The 20195-nt window shown below is 46.1% G+C and carries 19 protein-coding genes; 5 read left to right on the top strand and 14 right to left on the bottom strand.

Annotated elements, in window-relative coordinates:
* Nucleotides 1-42 precede the first annotated feature (42 nt).
* Together AB4484_RS02410 and AB4484_RS02405 are read right to left on the bottom strand one after the other, a co-directional pair.
* Nucleotides 43-636, bottom strand: a complete 594-nt coding sequence (locus AB4484_RS02410) for a uracil-DNA glycosylase family protein (protein WP_050647075.1) — start codon at nucleotides 634-636, stop codon at nucleotides 43-45.
* Entirely contained in the window at nucleotides 636-1562 is a 927-nt protein-coding gene (locus AB4484_RS02405) for a D-2-hydroxyacid dehydrogenase (RefSeq protein WP_372076248.1), read from the bottom strand. Before AB4484_RS02405 ends, AB4484_RS02410 begins: the two co-directional genes overlap by 1 nt.
* 71 nt (nucleotides 1563-1633) lie before the next feature.
* Between AB4484_RS02405 and AB4484_RS02400 the strand changes: the two genes are divergently transcribed.
* Nucleotides 1634-2221: a YjaG family protein gene (locus tag AB4484_RS02400; RefSeq protein ID WP_017062699.1), complete on the top strand. Its 588-nt coding sequence runs from the start codon at nucleotides 1634-1636 to the stop codon at nucleotides 2219-2221.
* Nucleotides 2222-2301: 80 nt separating this feature from the next.
* Here the strand turns inward: AB4484_RS02400 and AB4484_RS02395 are convergent, their stop codons facing one another.
* Entirely contained in the window at nucleotides 2302-3474 is a 1173-nt protein-coding gene (locus AB4484_RS02395) for a CNNM domain-containing protein (protein ID WP_372076246.1), read from the bottom strand.
* A 270-nt stretch (nucleotides 3475-3744) separates the two neighbouring features.
* Between AB4484_RS02395 and hupA the strand changes: the two genes are divergently transcribed.
* Together hupA and AB4484_RS02385 are read left to right on the top strand one after the other, a co-directional pair.
* On the top strand, nucleotides 3745-4017 hold the full coding sequence (gene hupA / locus AB4484_RS02390) for a nucleoid-associated protein HU-alpha (protein WP_004729753.1): 273 nt from the start codon (nucleotides 3745-3747) through the stop codon (nucleotides 4015-4017).
* 47 nt (nucleotides 4018-4064) lie between these two features.
* A complete protein-coding gene (locus tag AB4484_RS02385; protein ID WP_372076244.1) occupies nucleotides 4065-4763 on the top strand; it encodes a DUF1481 domain-containing protein in 699 nt (232 codons plus the stop codon).
* Between the two features lie 182 nt (nucleotides 4764-4945).
* On the opposite strand, the gene purD is transcribed toward AB4484_RS02385, so the two are convergent.
* Together purD and purH are read right to left on the bottom strand one after the other, a co-directional pair.
* Entirely contained in the window at nucleotides 4946-6235 is a 1290-nt protein-coding gene (gene purD, locus AB4484_RS02380) for a phosphoribosylamine--glycine ligase (protein ID WP_048612396.1), read from the bottom strand.
* A gap of 273 nt (nucleotides 6236-6508) precedes the next feature.
* The gene (gene purH / locus AB4484_RS02375) at nucleotides 6509-8101 is read right to left on the bottom strand and encodes a bifunctional phosphoribosylaminoimidazolecarboxamide formyltransferase/IMP cyclohydrolase (RefSeq protein ID WP_048605463.1); all 1593 of its coding nucleotides are present in this window, start codon (nucleotides 8099-8101) and stop codon (nucleotides 6509-6511) included.
* A 325-nt stretch (nucleotides 8102-8426) separates the two neighbouring features.
* Here purH and zntR point away from each other — a divergent pair, with 325 nt between their 5' ends.
* The gene (zntR, locus tag AB4484_RS02370) at nucleotides 8427-8867 is read left to right on the top strand and encodes a Zn(2+)-responsive transcriptional regulator (RefSeq protein ID WP_048612394.1); all 441 of its coding nucleotides are present in this window, start codon (nucleotides 8427-8429) and stop codon (nucleotides 8865-8867) included.
* An 89-nt stretch (nucleotides 8868-8956) separates the two neighbouring features.
* On the opposite strand, the gene fis is transcribed toward zntR, so the two are convergent.
* From fis to AB4484_RS02325, 9 genes are all read right to left on the bottom strand, one after another.
* Nucleotides 8957-9253: a DNA-binding transcriptional regulator Fis gene (fis, locus tag AB4484_RS02365; RefSeq protein ID WP_004729744.1), complete on the bottom strand. Its 297-nt coding sequence runs from the start codon at nucleotides 9251-9253 to the stop codon at nucleotides 8957-8959.
* A gap of 23 nt (nucleotides 9254-9276) precedes the next feature.
* On the bottom strand, nucleotides 9277-10245 hold the full coding sequence (gene dusB, locus AB4484_RS02360; RefSeq protein WP_032546269.1) for a tRNA dihydrouridine synthase DusB: 969 nt from the start codon (nucleotides 10243-10245) through the stop codon (nucleotides 9277-9279).
* Between the two features lie 140 nt (nucleotides 10246-10385).
* Nucleotides 10386-11273, bottom strand: a complete 888-nt coding sequence (prmA, locus tag AB4484_RS02355; protein ID WP_009844690.1) for a 50S ribosomal protein L11 methyltransferase — start codon at nucleotides 11271-11273, stop codon at nucleotides 10386-10388.
* A 170-nt stretch (nucleotides 11274-11443) separates the two neighbouring features.
* A complete protein-coding gene (gene accC, locus AB4484_RS02350) occupies nucleotides 11444-12787 on the bottom strand; it encodes an acetyl-CoA carboxylase biotin carboxylase subunit (RefSeq protein WP_248339144.1) in 1344 nt (447 codons plus the stop codon).
* Between the two features lie 15 nt (nucleotides 12788-12802).
* On the bottom strand, nucleotides 12803-13270 hold the full coding sequence (accB, locus tag AB4484_RS02345) for an acetyl-CoA carboxylase biotin carboxyl carrier protein (RefSeq protein WP_136977501.1): 468 nt from the start codon (nucleotides 13268-13270) through the stop codon (nucleotides 12803-12805).
* Between the two features lie 74 nt (nucleotides 13271-13344).
* Nucleotides 13345-13794: a type II 3-dehydroquinate dehydratase gene (gene aroQ / locus AB4484_RS02340; RefSeq protein ID WP_010435475.1), complete on the bottom strand. Its 450-nt coding sequence runs from the start codon at nucleotides 13792-13794 to the stop codon at nucleotides 13345-13347.
* A 322-nt stretch (nucleotides 13795-14116) separates the two neighbouring features.
* Nucleotides 14117-16066, bottom strand: a complete 1950-nt coding sequence (acs, locus tag AB4484_RS02335) for an acetate--CoA ligase (protein ID WP_009844693.1) — start codon at nucleotides 16064-16066, stop codon at nucleotides 14117-14119.
* 218 nt (nucleotides 16067-16284) lie between these two features.
* On the bottom strand, nucleotides 16285-16917 hold the full coding sequence (locus AB4484_RS02330; protein WP_017062708.1) for a 3'-5' exonuclease: 633 nt from the start codon (nucleotides 16915-16917) through the stop codon (nucleotides 16285-16287).
* Between the two features lie 11 nt (nucleotides 16918-16928).
* The gene (locus tag AB4484_RS02325) at nucleotides 16929-18761 is read right to left on the bottom strand and encodes a DUF294 nucleotidyltransferase-like domain-containing protein (protein WP_372076256.1); all 1833 of its coding nucleotides are present in this window, start codon (nucleotides 18759-18761) and stop codon (nucleotides 16929-16931) included.
* Between the two features lie 232 nt (nucleotides 18762-18993).
* Between AB4484_RS02325 and AB4484_RS02320 the strand changes: the two genes are divergently transcribed.
* Nucleotides 18994-20190 carry a 3-phenylpropionate MFS transporter gene (locus tag AB4484_RS02320; RefSeq protein ID WP_017062710.1) on the top strand — a complete coding sequence of 399 codons (1197 nt, stop codon included), beginning with the start codon at nucleotides 18994-18996 and terminating at the stop codon, nucleotides 20188-20190.
* The last annotated feature ends 5 nt before the right edge of the window (nucleotides 20191-20195 follow it).

Here is a 20195-nt window from a genome sequence, read left to right as displayed (position 1 = left end):
ATTGGCATTTGATGGAGGTTTAATCTTGTTGTGTGCAGTTAATTAGGTATTTGGATCATGGTAGGCCAAATGCTCAGAGATGTGTTTCCTGATATAAGGAATGACTTCATTTTCAAACCAAGGGTTCTTCTTGAGCCAGATATTATTGCGTGGCGAAGGGTGGGGTAATGGCAAAAACTCAGGCGCCCACCTTTGCCAATCACGCACGGTTTCGGTCAATGTGCTGGTGGTTTTGTTTGTTAGGTAATGGTTTTGTGCGTACTGGCCAATCAGCAGTGTCATTTGAATATTGGGTAGAGATTGCAGCACCTTGTTATGCCAAAGCTCCGCGCACTCTTTGCGTGGTGGGAGATCGCCACTTTTCCCTTTCCCCGGATAACAAAACCCCATAGGCACAATCGCGACTTTTTGCTCGTCGTAAAAAGTATCGCTATCTATCCCTAACCATCCTCTTAATCGTTCGCCACTCGCGTCATTCCAAGGGATGGACGACTCATGCACCTTGATACCCGGCGCTTGACCTATGATCAGCAAGCGCGCGTTTGGATGCGCTTGAATCACCGGGTTAGCACCGTGTGATAGGTGAGGCTCACAAGCTCGGCATTGTCGAATCTCTTTAAGTAACGAAGAGGACATCAGTAACCTTTATCAAAATCGATGACATGATTAAGCGTAAAGCCATCTCGCCACTGTTGATAATTCTCTGCGAAGATCTCGACCACCTGTCTTGGTTCACTGAGTGCAGCGATGTGTGGGGTGATGGTGACTTGCGGTAGTTTCCAGAAAGGGTGTTCCTGAGAGAGGGGCTCACTTTCAAACACATCTAAAAATGCGTGTTTTACCCATCTGTTCTTTATGGCGAGCAACAAGGCTTTATTGTCGATGCTTTCCCCTCGACCGACATTAAACAGCAACACATTAGAGCAGTAACCTAACGTGGTTTGGTTCAACAGCTGATAGGTTTCAGCGGTTGATGGCAAGGTGTTGACCACAATATCGGCCTGCTTGAGTGCAGCCTCTATCTCATTGATGTGGAAGGTCTCTTTAAAGGTTTCTTGTTTGGATGGGATGCCCGTACGGTTGACACCTATGGTATGAATGCCAAAAGCCGCCGCGGTTTTTGCCAAATGACTGCCGATTGAACCTGTTCCTAAAATCACCATAGTTTTGTCAGTTAGGCTAGTATAAAGCTGTGGCTGCCAGTTTCGTTGTTGTTGATGCTGGTGGTAATGAGGGAAGTGTCTACAGTGACTGATTGTGTAACCCAATACGTATTCTGCGATAGCCGGGCCAAAGATGCCTTTAACGTTGGTTAGCGTATAGTCCTGACGCAGATCTGGTTGAGTGAGTTTATTGATTCCGGCATAGGTACTCTGTACCCAGTCTAGCTCTTTAAACTCGCCGAGGCGCTCTGCGATTAGAGGTGGTGACGCCAAGACAATCTGTGCTGATTCGGGGTTTTGAGTGATTTCTAGGTCGGGTAAATCCTGGTTTAGAATCAGTTGCGTATAGGTATCGTCATGCTCAGTAAGAATATAGAGCTTATTCGTAAAATTGTTCATCGGCTTACCTTTTCCCCCCAGGGTTTATCAAGTACACTTTCGCTGTCTTTTTCTGCAATTATTGAGTGACTATGCTTCAGAATCCACTGCAGGTTCGTCTAGAAAAGTTAGAACCTTGGCAACAAATTACCTTTATGGCGTGTCTATGTGAGCGTATGTACCCTAACTATGCCATGTTTTGTGAGAATACAGAATTTGCGGAAGCTCGAATCTATCGTGATGTTTTGGATAGCATTTGGGAAATCCTGACGGTTAAAACAGCAAAGGTGAACTTTGAGCGTCAACTTGAGAAGGTTGAAGAGCTATTCCCTAGCGGTGATGATTTTGATTTTTATGGTGTTTACCCAGCAATGGACGCATGCCAAGGCCTAGCAACGCTAATTCATGGTCTGCTTGACCGTGAACATATGTTGGAAGCGGTAATTAAAGTGAGTCAACAATCGGTGAAGACGGTTGCTGAGCTTGAGTTTGCTCAAGGCGCTGAAGAAGTGACGAACGAAAACCAGAAAGAAAACGAAGCGGTATGTGAAGAGTGGGACGTTCAGTGGGCCATTTTCCGACCTCTACGTGAAACGACTGAGCGTGACTTAGAGCTGATCAAGGACCTACGCCACGAACTGCGTGAAGACCCAGTCAGTAACATTGGTGTTGCGCTATAATTCGCAATTGCACCAAGGTACGAATAAAAACAAAGGCTCCCTAGGGAGCCTTTGTTGTATCTGACGGTATCAAATTTAGATTAAGCGTCTTTTTTGTCTTCGTTCTGCACTTTGTCTTTTGATGCGTCGCCGTCATCCGTTGATTTTGCATCTGAAGAGTCGGTGTCTGCTGGAGTTTCTTCCTCTAGCTCGTCCTCGTCCTCGTCATCGCGGTTTTCGATAACGCCGTGTGTTTCTTTCCACTTTTCCCAGCGTTGGAACGCCAGTTCTTGCATGTCAGTCGTCTTATCTGCTTCGTCGACAATCTCTTCACCCACTAGGTGCTCAAAGATATCTTCTAGGGTGATGATGCCCTGAATAGTGCCGTACTCGTCCACAACTAAAGACAGTTGCAGGCGGTTTGCCATCATCTGGTCAAAAGCCTTAGCCAAGCCCATGTTGTTCAGCAACACATGGATAGGGCGCATTACCTCACCCAGAGCTTTTTCGCCACAACCGGCTTGCTGCAATCTAAACAGCTCTAAGCGGTGAACAAAACCGATGATGTTGTCACTCTGCTCGCTGTAAACCAGCGGACGTGAGAATGGCGTGTCTTTGTGTTGCTCTAGGAACGTATTCACACTCATTTCCGCATCAACACGGAATACCACTGGGCGCGGCGTCATTACCTGAGTCACGGGTACATCTTGAATACCCAGTAGGTTGCTCAGGATTTTTGATTCGCCTTCTGCAAATTCACCGCTCTCTTTTGCCAAGATCGCCATTGCAGATAGCTCATCACGCATTTTTGGTGCCTGGTGCCCACGAGCAAGACGCTTGGTGATCTGTTCTGAGAACCAGACAAACGGTGTTAGGAAGAACACCATCCAGCGCAGTACGCTTGCCGAAGCAGGAGCAAGTTGACGCCAGTACGTTGCACCAATGGTTTTTGGAACAATCTCAGACAATACCAAAATACCCAGCGTTAGCACGGCAGAGAAGACACCTAACCATTGGCTACCAAAAACGACAGCCGCTTGTGCACCTGCTGTCGCAGCACCGATAGTATGCGCGATGGTGTTGAGCGTTAAAATTGACGCAAGCGGGCGGTCAATATCTGTTTTCAGTTTGTCTAAAGACTCTGCTGCAGGGTGCCCATTTTGTTTTAGTTGAGCAATGTAGCTCGGACTAATACTCAAAAGTACAGCTTCCAAAACAGAACAAATGAAAGAAACTCCAATAGCAATGGAGACGTAAATAGTTAGCAGCAGCATGTTTGCCCTTAAATTAAATTGTACGCTTTAGCAGCGATTCAGCGTGGATTATAGTGAAAAAGTAGTGGCTAGGTCATCATTAATTTTGCTCTCAGCCCCTTTTAAACAAGGGCTTGCTTAATAAAATCAGTAACAAATTGTGAGTTATTACTCATATTATGGCTAAAACTACGGCATTAGAGCTAAAGATCGACGACAAACCTTTGCCAGATGGGGCATTTATGTTTTAGAGTGAATTGAATTCAAAAATACAAAGAAGGGAAACCTAAAATGAACAAGACTCAATTAATCGACTTTATTGCTGAAAAAGCGGACCTTTCTAAAGCACAAGCTAAAGCTGCTCTAGAAGCGACTCTTGGCGGTGTTACAGATGCTCTTAAAGATGGCGATCAAGTTCAGCTAATTGGTTTTGGTACTTTTAAAGTAAACCACCGTGCAGCTCGCACTGGTCGTAACCCAAAAACTGGTGATGAGATCCAAATCGCTGCTGCAAATGTTCCAGCATTTGTTGCAGGTAAAGCGCTGAAAGATTCAGTGAAATAATCTAAACTGTACCGAGGTAGTCGTATTCCACCTCGGTACAGGTTTTTATGAAAAAAGCATTTCTTCTCGTTTCACTATTATCTACATTTCTTATTGGCTGTTCTTCAACAAGCCCTCGCAAAAACCTAGAGCAATTTGAAACTCATACCGGCGGCCAAGTCATGGGCGACGCGACAAGTTTCTACTGGGTTACAAACAAGCTAACACAACCTCATACTTCAGCTGACTACGTCACTGTCGGCGATTACGGCTGGTACCAAACTGATTATGCTTGGTCAGAAGGCGTGCTTCGTGAATTCATTCGTGAAGGCGAGCAGCGTAACTCTTCTAATGAGCTGGTTCCTTATCGAGTCCATGTGCGTTTCAATAAGTCAGGCGAAGCTGTGTATCAACAGTATCGTATTGATAGCAAAATATTACCTATCCAAGTTAAGCAACTCGAAAACTACCAGAAAGAAGCTAAGTCGGTTCTAGAGACTACGATGAAGCAGAATGACGAAGGTCTCAGACTGGTTCAGGGTTACTGGGATGGCAGCTCTTTTAAGACGTGCGCTGGTGGTGAATTTGATCGCATTGAATTTAACCAGACCTTACCAAGCTTCGTGATCGACCGATTGGCATCAGTGGAAAGCTATGCGGCGTTTCTTGGCAGTGATTCACTGGGTAAGATGAGCGTGGAAGAGTTACTGATGCTAGCTGAAGACAACCATGATTGTGTCGTTAGGCCATCATTGTTGAAAGAATAGCGAGTAATCAAAGGATTGAGAGTATTTGGCCTACTGTAGGCCAAGTGCTGATTTGTCTGTACAGACGCGGATTTCTAGAAAGATTGAGTAATAAAAAAGGCGCCTATTGAGGCGCCTTTTGTTGTTATTCGCTTACTGTCATTTGCTTACTATTATGGAAAGTAAGCGAGTAACCAGATTGATTACTGCTCTTGCTCGCGCGCAATCGCACGGTAACCAATGTCATTGCGGTGGAACATACCATTCCAGCTAACTTGCTTCGTCAATGCGTAAGCACGCTCTTGAGCTTCAGAAACCGTGTTACCCAGTGCCGTTGCACAAAGAACACGACCACCGTTTGTCACCACATCGCCAGCTTCGTTATTTGTCGTACCTGCGTGGAAAACCTTTTGGCCTTCAACTTCGCTTGTTGGTAGTGAAATAACGTCACCTTTTGCGTAGTCAGCAGGGTAACCGCCAGCCGCAAGAACAACACCGATAGAAGCGCGTGGATCCCACTTTGATTCTGCTTCGTCTAGTTTCTCGTCGATAGCCATTAGGCAAAGCTCAACAAGGTCTGACTCCATACGCATCATGATAGGTTGCGTTTCTGGATCGCCGAAGCGGCAGTTGTATTCGATAACTTTAGGTGTGCCGTCAGCATCGATCATTAGGCCTGCGTAAAGGAAACCCGTGTAAGGTGCGCCTTCTGCGTCCATACCACGTACCGTTGGGTAGATAACTTCCTCAAGGATACGATTGTGGATTTCAGGCGTCACAACTGGGGCTGGAGAGTAAGCACCCATACCGCCAGTATTAGGACCCGTGTCTTTGTCACCAACACGTTTGTGATCTTGGCTGGTGGCCATAGGAAGAACGCTAGAACCGTCAACCATTACGATGAAGCTTGCTTCTTCGCCTTCAAGGAACTCTTCGATAACCACGCGGCTGCCAGCTTCGCCAAATGCGTTGCCCGCTAGCATGTCTTTGATTGCGTCTTCAGCTTCTTCAAGGGTCATCGCAACGATAACGCCTTTACCCGCTGCAAGACCGTCAGCTTTTACTACGATTGGAGCGCCTTGCTCACGTACGTAAGCGATAGCTGGCTCAATCTCAGTGAAGTTTGCGTAGTAACCCGTTGGGATGTCATGACGAGCTAGGAAGTCTTTAGTGAATGCTTTCGAACCTTCAAGCTGTGCTGCTGCTTGAGTTGGACCAAAGATAGGAAGACCTACTTCGCGGAATGCGTCAACCACACCAATAACTAATGGCGCTTCAGGGCCAACGATAGTCAGTTCGATTTTTTTCTCTTGAGCAAACGCCACTAAACCAGCGATGTCTTCAACGCCGATGTTTACGTTCTCTAGTTTCGGCTCAAGTGCAGTGCCTGCGTTACCTGGAGCGATGAATACTGTTTCAACGTTTGGGTTTTGTGCCGCTTTCCAACCTAGTGCGTGCTCACGACCGCCGGCACCAATAATTAGTACATTCATTTTAAATCCTTTAATCAAAATTCGTCATTCCCGAAGTTGAGGAACGAAACTGTCGGGAATCTGTTTAACGTGTTAAACCAAGAGATTCCGTATTACGCTCGTTCCTCGCTATACGGAATGACGGTTTTGAGAAATTTAAGTTAATTGTTGCTCAAAGTAGTTGGTGATGTGGCTAGGCAGCAATTGAGCCCATCCCCGGGAGCATAGTCCGCTATGTGACCGGGGTGGGCGAAAGCAGCTAACGACGCCACAGTGCCAAATACGAAGAGGAAATTAGTGGCGGAAGTGACGCATGCCCGTAAAGATCATCGCCATGCCGTGTTCGTCTGCTGCTGCGATAACTTCGTCATCACGCATAGAGCCGCCCGGTTGGATAACACACTTGATGCCAGCTTCTGCTGCCGCGTCGATACCGTCACGGAATGGGAAGAACGCGTCAGATGCCATTACACAACCTTCAACCTGTAGACCTTCGTCTGCAGCTTTGATGCCTGCGATTTTCGCCGAGTAAACGCGGCTCATTTGGCCAGCGCCTACACCAATTGTCATATCGCCTTTTGAGTAAACGATAGCGTTAGATTTAACGTACTTCGCTACTTTCCAGCAGAACAGGGCATCTTTTAGTTCTTCAGCTGTAGGTTGGCGCTTAGAAACCACTTTAAGGTCATCTTCAGACACCATGCCTTGGTCGCGGTCTTGAACTAGCAAACCACCGTTAACGCGTTTCACGTCAAAGCCAGTTGTCTTAGTCGTCCACTCACCACACTCAAGTAGGCGAAGGTTTTTCTTAGCCGCTACGATTTCTACTGCTTCAGCAGAAACTGATGGTGCAATGATAACTTCAACGAATTGACGCTCAGTGATAGCCGTTGCTGTTGCAGCGTCTAGCTCACGGTTGAAAGCGATGATGCCACCAAATGCAGACGTTGGGTCTGTTTTGAATGCACGGTCGTAAGCTTCTAGGATGTCTTCACCTAGTGCTACACCACATGGGTTAGCGTGCTTAACAATTACACATGCTGGCTGGTCGAACTCTTTCACACACTCAAGTGCTGCGTCAGTGTCAGCGATGTTGTTGTAAGAAAGGGCTTTACCTTGAATTTGGCGAGCAGTAGAAACAGATGCTTCTTCAGGGTTTGCTTCAACGTAGAATGCGGCTGCTTGGTGGCTGTTCTCACCGTAGCGCATGTCTTGTTTTTTCTCGAACTGTTGGTTGAACGTACGAGGGAATTTAGACTCTTCGTCTCCTTCCTTGTTCTCGCCGTAGCTAGGAACCATAGTGCCGAAGTAGTTTGCGATCATGCCGTCGTAAGAAGCGGTGTGCTCGAATGCTGCGATAGCGAGGTCGAAGCGAGTCTCTAGCGTTAGAGATTGCTCGTTCGCGTCCATTTCAGCCACAACACGCTCGTAGTCGTGTGCGTTAACAACGATAGTAACGTCTTTGTGGTTTTTAGCAGCAGAGCGAACCATTGTTGGACCACCGATGTCGATGTTCTCAACAGCGTCAGCAAGGGTACAACCTTCTTTAGCAACGGTTTCTGCGAATGGGTATAGGTTTACAACAACCATATCGATAGGGTTGATACCGTGAGTTTCCATCACGTCATCATCTTGACCACGACGGCCTAGAACACCACCATGAACTTTTGGGTGCAGAGTCTTAACACGGCCATCCATCATTTCTGGGAAACCAGTGTAGTCAGATACTTCTGTAACAGAGATGCCTTTTTCAGCAAGCAGGCGAGCAGTGCCACCGGTAGATAGGATATCTACACCACGGTTAGCAAGAGCTTGTGCAAATTCAACGATACCAGTTTTGTCTGATACGCTGATTAGAGCGCGGCGAATTGGACGAGCGTTATTCATGCTTCCATCTTCCTCAAATTCATGGGGTTAAAATAAAGATATTTGCCAAAAAAGAACTTGTTTCTATCTTCTTAGCGTGGATTATCTTAGATACCAGTAAGAGATAAAATATTGGCCAGTTTTGGTAAAGACCTTTTGGGTTAGTCTTATGATTAAGCTATAAGATAACCAACTCCAAATTTGATGGCGCAGATTCTAACTAATTTATTACAAAAAAGCTCGCGCAATCGTTTGGCATCTCAAAATTAATTATGAAAAGTGCCATTTCAGCCTGAAAAGTAACGATAAGGTTAATTGTGGAATGGACGAAACAGTAGGAAAAAACATGTTTCAGATCGGTGAATTAGCGAAGCGATGCGGTGTGACAGCCGATACCTTGCGATTTTATGAGAAGAATAACCTGATCGCGCCAGCCAGTCGCAGTGAGTCGGGTTATCGCCTATATGATGAAAATAACCAGAAACAGGTGACGTTTATTCTCAAATCTAAAGCGTTGGGGCTGAGTTTGGACGAGATTAAAGAATTGCTTGAGATTCGCCTCGAGGCCACACAGCACAGTTGCGCTGAAGTGAAGTCGATTACCTCAGCAAAATTAGAGATGATTGATGAGAAGATCACTGAGTTAACTAAGATTCGCACCGCACTTAAAAAGATTAATGATGCGTGTTGTGGGCACGTAGACGACGATGCAAGCCATTGTTCGATTCTGGCAGCCTTGGATTCCGCAAATGTCGACAAAGGGCGCTGTTGTCGCACAGGAGAGTAATCAGCTACCTATCACGGTTCGACAAGCCAAAAAAAAGCCAAACTCAACAATGAGCTTGGCTTTCAATTCAATAAATTACGAAAGAACGATTAGTTCATGCCGTATTTTTTAAGTTTCTTGCGAAGAGTACCGCGGTTAATACCCATCATGGTTGCTGCGCGAGTTTGGTTACCGCGAGTGTACTGCATGATAGTGTCTAGTAGTGGCTGTTCAACTTCAGCTAATACTAATTCGTATAACTCGCTGACTTCTTGACCGTTTAATTGAGCAAGGTAATTTTTCAATGATGCTTTAACTGAGTCACGTAGTGGCTTCTGCGTGATTTGGTCTTGTGATGTAACTGTAGTTACTGTCAATGCTTCTGAAGTCAGATTTTGTTCGAACATATTCGGTCTAGCTCTTCTCGTAATTATGGTGCAACGTTATCAAAAAAACCTTCTAGCGCTTCAAGCTGCAGATCACCTGCTTCGAATGCGTTGAAGGTACGGCGAAACTCACTCGCTTGTTCATGTTCTTTTAGATACCAACCCACATGCTTACGAGCGATGCGAGGGCCTAAAAACTCTCCATAAAATTCATGTAGAGCGTGCACATGACCAAGCATGATGTCTTTCACTTCCGAAATCGGGAGTGGGTCCATCGTGGTGCCGTTTTCCAAATAGTGTAGGATTTCGTTAAAAATCCAAGGACGTCCCTGGGCAGGTCGACCTATCATTAAAGCATCAGCGCCGGTGTACTCCAGCACAAACTTCGCTTTTTCCGGACTATCGATATCACCGTTAGCGATAACCGGAATAGATACTGCTTGTTTCGCTGCTTTAATGTGTTTGTATTCTGCCTCACCTTTGTACATACAAGCGCGAGTTCTTCCATGGAGCGCAAGAGCTTGTATGCCGCAGTCTTCGGCTATTTTCGCGATTTGGACACAGTTTCTATTGTCTGTATCCCAGCCTGTGCGCGTTTTCAACGTTACTGGAACGTCGACAGCATTTACCACCGCTTTCAGAATGTCTTCAATGAGTTCTGGATGCTGCAGTAAGGCTGAGCCCGCAAGCTTCTTATTCACTTTTTTGGCTGGACAACCCATGTTGATATCGATGATTTGCGCACCGTTATCGACATTAAATTGAGCAGCCTCGGCCATAAGCTGTGGATCTGCACCAGCGATTTGTACTGAACGAATGCCCGATTCGCCTTCATGTACCATGCGCTGCTGAGACTTTGACGTTTTCCAAACTTTCGGATTGGAGGACATCATTTCACTGACTGCCATCCCCGCACCGTAGCGAAGACACAACTCACGGAATGGTCTATCCGTTACGCCAGCCATAGGAGCGACGATTAGATTGTTCTTAAGTTGATAATTTCCGATTTTCAAAAATGTCATCACAGTTCTGTACCAGCAAGGGCGCGCATTTTACGCATTTTTTCGCTGCGTGAAAAGACTAATATTTGAGCATTTACAATTTGTTTTTGTAATTTGTTTAAATTTCAGTCAATTAGCGCCCAAAGTCTTGTCTAGCCTTGCTTGCGACCTGAGATTCGACACCATTCTTGTTGTTCGATGATCGGATCAATGTGAAGCTCATCACGATAATAAGTTGCAACATCTTCTGCTTGTGTATCTAAAACACCCGACATCGCAAGTACACCATTTGGCTTAACTAGGCCCTTGATGATGCCAGAAAGGTCGCGTAATGGACCTGCAAGAATGTTGGCTACAACAACGTCTGCTAGCAAACCTTCCGGTTGATCTTGTGGCAAGAACACCTCTAGTTGCTCAGCAACGCCATTGCGTTGTGCGTTGTCTTTTGATGCAAGCAGAGCTTGAGGATCAATGTCGATCCCGATAACTTTTGCCGCGCCTAGTTTGATCGCAGCGATCGCTAGGATGCCAGAGCCACAACCGAAGTCGATCACGGTTTTGCCTGTCAGGTCTAAGCCTTCAAGCCACTCAAGACATAATGCCGTTGTCGGGTGAGTACCTGTACCAAATGCAAGGCCTGGGTCTAGCATTACGTTCACAGCGTCAGGTTCAGGGATATCGCGCCAGCTAGGGCAGATCCATAAACGCTCACCAAACTTCATTGGGTGGAAGTTGTCCATCCATTCACGTTCCCAATCCTTGTCTTCAATTTGCTCTACTTTATGAGCAAAGTCTGCAGGGAACATGTTGCTTGCTTTAATCTGCGCTAGAACGACACCAGTATCAGTCTCAGCGTCGTAAAGCGCGAGAATGTCAGTATCACCCCAAAGGCGAGTTTCACCCGGCAGAGGCTCAAATACAGGGGTATCTTGTGCATCCAGGAAAGTTACAGAAAGAGCACCAGTCTCTTCCATTAACATGTCGCCGATTTGTTCGGCATTTTCATTGGTAGCATTAAGCTTGATTTGAATCCAAGGCATGGCTGCATCTTCTATATGAGAAAAATTGGATGGCGAGTCTAGCAGAAAATATGAGCAAATTCACCAAAACCCCACGGAATATAATGGGGATTAAAGATTGATTATTTCGGCGGTTCAAAAACAAAAATGCTCACCGAAGTGAGCATTTTGACTGTTCTTAAACGAACGGATTATGACAAACCAAGTTTCTTCTCAAGGTAGTGGATGTTTGCACCACCGTGTTGGAAGTTTTCGTCGTTCATAATAGACAGTTGAAGCTCAGTATTAACGTTAATACCTTCAACAATCATTTCACCCAATGCGTTCTTCATACGAGCGATAGCAACATCACGGTTCTCACCGTAAGTGATCAGCTTACCAATCATTGAATCGTAGTGTGGTGGTACTGTGTAACCCGTGTAGATGTGAGATTCCCAACGTACACCCATACCACCTGGAGCATGGAAGCGCGTGATCTTACCTGGAGATGGCAAGAAACGAACGGGATCTTCCGCGTTGATACGACATTCGATTGAGTGGCCGCGCAGCTTAATGTCATCCTGAGTGAATGATAGAGGCTGACCAGCAGCAATGCGAAGTTGCTCTTTCACTAGGTCAATACCCGTTACCATTTCAGTAATCGTGTGTTCAACCTGGATACGAGTGTTCATTTCGATGAAGTAGAACTCACCGTTCTCGTATAGGAATTCAAATGTACCTGCACCGCGGTAACCGATCTCGATACATGCACGAGTACAGCGTTCGCCGATGTACTTACGCATCTCTTCAGTGATACCTGGAGCTGGCGCCTCTTCCACAACTTTCTGGTGACGACGCTGCATTGAACAGTCACGCTCACCTAGGTGGATAGCATTGCCTTGGCCATCTGCAAGCACTTGTACTTCAATGTGACGTGGGTTTTCTAGGAATTTCTCCATGTAAACCATGTCGTTGTTGAAACATGCTTTTGCTTCAGCACGAGTCATCGCGATAGCTTCTGTTAGTTCTGCTTCAGAACGAACAACACGCATACCACGACCGCCGCCGCCGCCAGATGCCTTGATGATAACTGGGAAGCCAATGCGCTTAGCGTGCGCTTTGTTTTTCGCTTCGTCGTCATCAAGAGGACCGTCAGAACCTGGTACACAAGGTACGCCAGCTTTCTTCATTGACGTGATAGCTGACACTTTGTCACCCATCATGCGAATCGTTTCAGCTTTAGGGCCAACAAAGATAAAGCCACTGCGCTCTACCTGTTCTGCAAAGTCTGCATTTTCAGATAAGAAGCCGTAGCCAGGGTGAACAGCTACTGCACCTGTAACTTCAGCTGCGCTGATGATACGAGGGATGTTTAGGTAGCTATCGATACCACGAGCTGGACCGATACAAATGGTTTCGTCTGCAAGCAGTACGTGCTTAAGGTCACGGTCAGCAGTTGAGTGAACCGCTACCGTTTTAATACCAAGCTCTTTACATGCACGCAGAATACGTAGTGCAATCTCACCACGGTTCGCGATTACTAATTTATCTAACATAATGAGTGCTCTCTATTATTCGATAATTACTAGAGCTTGGTCGAATTCTACTGGTTGACCGTCTTCAACTAGGATAGCTGTTACAACACCAGATTTATCAGCTTCAATTTGGTTCATCATTTTCATTGCTTCAACGATACATAGCGTTTCGCCAGCAGTTACAGATTGACCAACTTTAACGAATGGTTTTGCGTCTGGGCTTGGAGCGCCGTAGAAAGTACCAACCATTGGAGAAAGAACTTGGTGACCAGCTGGAACTGCAGGAGCCGCTGCTTCTGCTGCAACAGGTGCCGCCGCAGGAGCTGCCGCCGCAGGAGCTGCTGCCGCTACAGGTGCTGGAGCAGCTGCATATTGAACAGGTGCTACAGGTGCAGTGCTGTTACGACTGATTCGTACTGACTCTTCACCTTCAGAGATTTCTAGCTCAGAAATACCAGACTCTTCAACCAATTCGATTAGCTTTTTGATTTTGCGAATATCCATTGTTTCTTTCTCTTTATCTGTTAATTGAACTTACTCTATGACTGAGTAGGTTAGTAATAGTTCGTTGTTTATGTTTACTTTGAGTTGAGCTTGCTGAGCGCAGCGGTCAAAGCAAATTGATAACCTTGGGCACCTAAGCCACAAATCACACCTTCTGCTTTATCAGATAGGTAAGAGTGGTGACGGAATGGTTCACGTGCGTGAACATTCGATAGATGAACCTCAATAAACGGGATGGCAACGCCAAGTAGTGCATCACGCAGTGCCACACTGGTATGTGTAAAGGCTGCTGGGTTGATAATAATAAAATCAACATTTTGATACGCACTATGGATCGCTTCAATCAGTTCATACTCACGATTTGACTGTAAGTGAGATAGCTCAACATCGTGTGCTTTCGCTTGCTCGGTCAGTGAGCTAATAATCTGGTCAAGTGTTTGAGAACCGTAGTGTGCAGGCTCTCTAAGGCCTAACAGGTTCAGGTTTGGGCCATTTAAAACTAGAATGCGAAACTTTGTAGACATCGTGGGGCTATCTTCCTTTATCGTGTTTACGAACGTGAATGTTGCCATTTTATTGAAAATTTGCGGTTAATTTCTAGTGAGAAAAACCCAAATTTAAAAATTAGAACCAGATTATAGCTAATTCAGCGCAAATCGCAGCAATTTACTGGTCTAATCTCCTATTGATACAGCTTGGAATTGTTACCAACTTAACAAAAAAGCGTCTTAGCCTTAATTTGGGGCGGGATATTTGAGATCAAGATCAGCCATAAAAAAACCGCCACATAGGTGACGGTTTAGAAATTGCTGTTTTAAACAGTGATTAGCTGCTGTGGCTGGTTGCTTATGCCAGTTCTGCTTTCTCGGCAATCAGCTTATCAACCACGCTTGGGTCGGCCAGTGTCGAGGTATCACCTAGGTTACCTGTATCGCCAGTCGCGATTTTACGCAGGATACGACGCATGATTTTACCCGAACGAGTTTTTGGTAGAGAGTCGGTCCAGTGCAGTACATCTGGCGTTGCAATTGGGCCAATCTCTTTACGTACCCAGTCTTTCACTTCTTTATGAAGCTCTGCAGTTGGGAACTCACCATCATTCAGCGTGATGTAAGCGTAAATCGCTTGGCCTTTAATATCATGAGGGATACCTACAATCGCAGCCTCAGCAATCTTATCGAACGCTACTAGAGCCGATTCAATCTCAGCGGTACCCATACGGTGACCTGATACGTTAAGCACGTCATCGACACGACCAGTAATCCAATAGTAACCGTCTTCATCACGACGAGCGCCGTCACTGGTGAAGTACATGCCTTTAAAGGTCGAGAAGTAAGTCTGTTCGAAGCGGTCATGATCGCCATGAACGGTACGCATTTGGCCTGGCCAAGAGTCAAGAATCACTAGGTTGCCATCTGTTGCACCCTCAATGATGTTACCCATGTTATCAACCAGCGCCGGTTGCACACCGAAGAATGGACGAGTTGCAGAGCCCGGTTTCAGGTCTGTTGCGCCCGGTAGCGGTGCAATCAAGATACCGCCCGTTTCTGTTTGCCACCATGTATCAACAATTGGAGACTGCTCATTACCGATTGTTTTGTAATACCACTCCCACGCCTCTGGGTTGATAGGTTCACCCACTGAGCCCATGATTCTTAGGCTGTCACGAGAGGTGCCTTCAACGGCTTCATTACCTTTCGCCATCAGTGCACGAATAGCCGTTGGCGCAGTATAAAGAATATTAACTTGGTGCTTATCGACCACTTCGCTCATGCGGCTGGTGTTCGGGTAATTTGGCACGCCTTCAAATAGAATCGTTTTTGCGCCATTAGCAAGCGGCCCGTAAACAAGGTATGTGTGGCCAGTAATCCAACCCACATCGGCTGTACACCAGAAAGTCTCGCCTTCTTGGTAATCGAACACGTATTTGAATGTCATCGCTGCATAAACAAGGTAGCCACCTGTAGTGTGCATAACGCCTTTAGGTTTACCTGTTGAGCCTGACGTATAAAGGATGAATAGTGGATCTTCTGCGTTCATCTCTTCTGGTGGGCAATCTGCCGATACGTTTGCGATAGCATCATGCCACCACACATCACGGTGTTCGTGCCATGCAACATCACCGCCAGTGCGTTTGAATACAACAACCTTCTCGATGTTTTTCACTTCAGGGTTCGTCAGTGCTTCATCAACATTCTTCTTCAGTGGAACCGCACGGCCGCCACGCACGCCTTCATCGGCAGTGATAACGACTTTAGAGTTTGAATCGATAATACGACCAGACAGTGCTTCTGGTGAGAAACCACCAAATACGACTGTGTGAACCGCCCCGATACGGGTACACGCCAGCATAGCTACTGCCGCTTCTGGCACCATTGGCATGTATAAACAAACCACATCACCTTTGCGTACGCCTTGCTCTTTTAGAGCATTTGAAAACAGGCACACTTCTTTGTGTAGTTCATTAAAAGTTAGAGTTTTGTCATCAGCCGGGTCATCGCCTTCCCAGATTATAGCGACTTCATCACCGCGCTCAGCAAGGTGGCGGTCGATACAGTTAGCCGAAACGTTAAGCGTGCCATCTTCAAACCAGCGAATATCAATGTGGCCAGGGTCGAAAGAGGTGTTTTTTACTTGTGTGAAAGGTTTGATCCAATCAACGATTTTTCCGTGTTCACCCCAAAAACCTTCAGGGTCAGAAACAGATTGCTGGTACATGGCTAGGTAAGTGTCATTATCCGCGTGTGTGGTTGATTTAATATTTTCTTTTACCGGATAAACGTGGGCTTCACTCATTGCATCTCTCCTTGTGCCTACATTCCTAATGAACTGGCAACTTCCTTTGTGTTCAGTTTCTAGGTCTATTACAGAACCGTCTTTGTGTTATCACTCTCGGCTAGGACGGCGATTTCCACAATTAGACTTTAGGATGAGACGCTGCTTTTCACTTACAAAATAGCGAGTTAAGTTCATTTTTGAGATGTTGCTCTCTATGTAAAGCGCCAGTGGTTGAATTAAGAATAAGAAGAGTTGAAACGGGGCAGGTCACCATGTTTCAGGCGTACAAAGATCAGCGCAGCGGAGATAGCGTCTTGTAATGCATCATGTTTATTGACCGGGATGGGTAAATCGAGCTGGCGACAGATGGCGTCCATACTGAGATCAAAATAGGCATTGGGCAGCTGTCTTTCGAGTTTGTCTTGATAGAGTTGGCTCACTTCGACTAATCGGTTAGGCAGTGGAAATCCAAGCTGTTTTAAACAGGCGCGGTCGAGAATTTTTTTATCATAGCGGATGTGATAGCCGACTAAAGGACGATTTCCAATGAAGTTCAGTAGCTCGATTAAAGCCTGTTTTTCTTCGATGCCGTGTTTTAGATCTTGATGACGAATACGGTGGATTTTTATTGAATTGCAATCAAGCGATTGCGGGGCGCGCAATCGGACTTCAAAAGGTTGGCTGGTAATGATTCGGTTACCGATGATCTTGGTCGCGGCAATAGTGACTAATTCCGCCTGATTGGGGTCTAGGCTGGTGGTTTCACAATCGAGCGATACATATTCATGATCAATAGGCGCAGTAAACAGAGGCTGATAGAGAGAGCCTTTGAGCTTGTGATGCCAGTAATAGCGAACCAACCTATTCATCGTTCAATCGCCTAATCCCGTATCTGATAGTGGTAGCCGAGCCATTGCTTGAATTTCTTCACCACGTGCAGGCTATGACGAAGCAGATCCCTGTCTGCTCGCTCCATCAGTTTGACGTTAATCTTGTTGCTGCTGTGCTGTTGAGAAAGCCTTTGGGCTAAGCGCCACTTGAAGAATTGCTTGAGCGCTTCACTGAGATTATCGGCAGTACTTTGCTCAAGCACTTTCTTGCTGACCAGTTGCTCAATGCGTTCGAAGGTGTTGTTTACGGTGACACCATGCTCAAGACAAAGCGCTCTCACACCATGCACGATAGGGAAAATACCACCTTGTTTGATATCGAGCCCTGACTTGGATTTTTTCACATTACCAAATAGGGTGAGGGGGACTGAGAAGTTCAACGCCGGGCGGCAGAACTCCGTCAGAATCAATTCTTGTCCGAGCATTAAATCACTGAGGTGCTGCTTTACAGGTTTTAATAGCTCTCTATTCCCCGCCACAGCGTCTGCATCTGCCATGATCGCAATATCCATCACGGTGTCTGGCGTGGCTTTTTTTACCCAATGGGTGAGGGTTTGTTTCCACTCTTGTTGTGAATGCACCCATTTTGGATTGTTGACCATCACGTTGCCCGGGCACAGTGGGTAACCCAATTGTTGGAGGGTATGAGTGAGGTCGTTCATGGCGCTTTGGCATTGATGCCACTCCAAACCATCTTGAATTATTAGCGCGTTGTCTTGATCGGTTTTGAGAATTTGTTCCCCACGGCCTTCGGAACCCAATACGATTAGGCAGCAATGATTATGCAGTGCCGGTGGGATCACCAACTCAAAAGCCTTCTCTATGATCTGTTCGTTGACCGCAGAAATCAGCTCCATGATAAAGCGTGTGCGAATCCCATTACTGAGCAAGCTCTCGACCAGTTGACGTTGTTTGTTAGATGCCATTGCCAATTCTTCAACGCTGGTGGCGCGCGCAATACGCAAAGTAAGAACGTGGGAATGTGTGGAGAATGCACTGAGGATCTGTGTCATATCCACCATGCCAACCGCATTTTTACCATCACAAACCATCAACCTTTTTACTCGATTTCTGGTCATGGTAATCATGGCGTTAAATAAGAAATCGCCTTGGTTCACGTGCATCACCGGAAACGTTGCGATCTCACCGACAGGGGCATCCAGTGGGAAATTATCGAGCATCACAGCATGCAATAAATTGGTTCGAGTGACGATTCCATACGGCAAGAAATATGATGATTCAAAAGCTTTTGGATCATCATGTTCCAAATGAACTAGGGCCGAATCTAACCCTTGTTCTTTAAGGGTTTGAGTGACTTGGTTGATCGGTTGGTTTGGTTCAAGTATCAGTGGTGGGTGATAGATAGAGTCATCCACTTTGGTCAATATAAACTCGGCAAGATTCTGTTGCTGCTGGGCGGCTTCTATCAAAGCTTTTCGTGTTGATAGGTTGCTATCAAAGTAGGCCGCGAATTGGCCATTGGCGTGGTAAAGCTCAAGAAAAATATCGGTGGGCAGCAGATAACTTAATGTATCTTCGAGTGCGATATATTGGTGTTTGGTGTGAGGTTCAAACTGGCTTCGAACATCAAAAATATCGTCATTGGCATAGTGTGCGTAAATCTCACCATCACTGCTCGCGCGCTCTTCAACAGCCCCTTTGATCAAAATGTGCAGGTGTCGGCTCGGCCTTTGAGCTTCCAGTATCACTTCTTGGGATCGGTAATACACCACGTCTAATGAAGAGCGCAGCTTCAACTGTTCGGCGTCGGACAGGCTATCGAAGGGTGGGTGCTGCATATTAAATTTGTCAGGCATAAGCATCACAAGAAGAAATGGGAGTCTTTAATCAGTCTGACAAAATACCAGCGAAGCTCCAGACGACTTTAGTCTAAATGCGAGTATGGGTATTAATGAGCGTGAAATCTCTTATTGAAATGCGATATTCAGACCCATTGAATATGGGAATACTATCCCAGTAATAATTCCCTTTTTCATCGTATGCGAGATAGGCATAATTGGTGCTGCCTTTTTCCGCACACTTTATAGGTCATTTATGTTTAGCCCTTCACCCTATGGCTGGATCTCTCAGTATTTTCTTGGTTTCTTTTTTGCGTATGGCGTGTATTTGCCATTTTGGGCGTTGTGGTTTGAAGACCAAGGCGTGTCTGCTGGTGATATTGGCGTATTGATTGGTATCGGTTTTGCGACTCGTTGTGTGGCTAACCTAGTGATTACGCCGCGTATCCATAAAGTGGAACACTTGATGCCAGCGCTACGCTGTTTGAGTTTCGCTGCGCTGCTGTTTGTCGGTTTCCACTTCTTCACCGGTGGCAGCTTTATACTGATGTTGTTGGCAACGGTACTGTTTAACCTCTGTTGTGGGCCGATCATTCCTCTTTCTGATGCGATGGCTAACCATTACAGTCGTTTGAAAATGCTCGACTACGGCCGAACTCGCCTTTGGGGTTCAATTGCCTTTATCGCAGGTTCAACGGTTGTTGGCTATTTGGTGGCACAATTTGGCACCGACATGATTTTGTATACTGCACTTGCGGGCGTGTTGTTGTCATTGATTCTGGCGATGAGAAATCCTAACGTGATGCCAGTAACGCAATCTGAGCAACAAGCGGCGCGACCAAAACTAGGTGAACTGCTGCGTGAGTCGTCAGTGGTAAAATTTTTAGCCTTGATGGCGCTGCTGCAAGGTAGCCATGCGGCTTACTACAGTTTTAGTGCGATTTATTGGAAAGAAGCGGGTCACTCAGAAGCGATCATCGGTTACTTGTGGAGCTTAGGTGTTGTTGCTGAAGTGGCCGTATTTGCTCTGAGTAAGCGATTATTCTCAGGCTGGTCACTGCGTACTTTGTTTGTCGTCGCGGCTATTGGAGTGATGGCGCGTTGGGGTATTACCGCATCAACAACGGCGATTTTCGCACTGGTTATGGTGCAGTTGCTGCACGGTGTGACATTTGCGATGGCACACATCGCCGCGATTCAATACATCCAATCTGAAGAACAAAACAAGATGGTTGCGCTACAAGCCTTGTATAACGCGATTCCATTAGGTGCCTTTATTGCATTAATGACTACCTTAAGTGGTTGGGGTTATGAGCTTTGGGGCGCAAATATCTTCTGGGGTATGGCTGCAATGGGTGCACTTGCTCTGTTCATTAAGTTGGATGAAAGAAGTTCAGTGGTTGAGATTAATCAATCAGATTCGGAACAGTCAGAATCTCACAGCAAATGCTGATAATT

It is taken from the genome of Vibrio sp. 10N.261.46.A3 (genome assembly GCF_041472995.1).
GTDB lineage: Bacteria > Pseudomonadota > Gammaproteobacteria > Enterobacterales > Vibrionaceae > Vibrio > Vibrio coralliirubri.
Note: the sequence above shows the minus strand (reverse complement) of the source record. Positions and strands in the feature narration are given on the sequence as shown.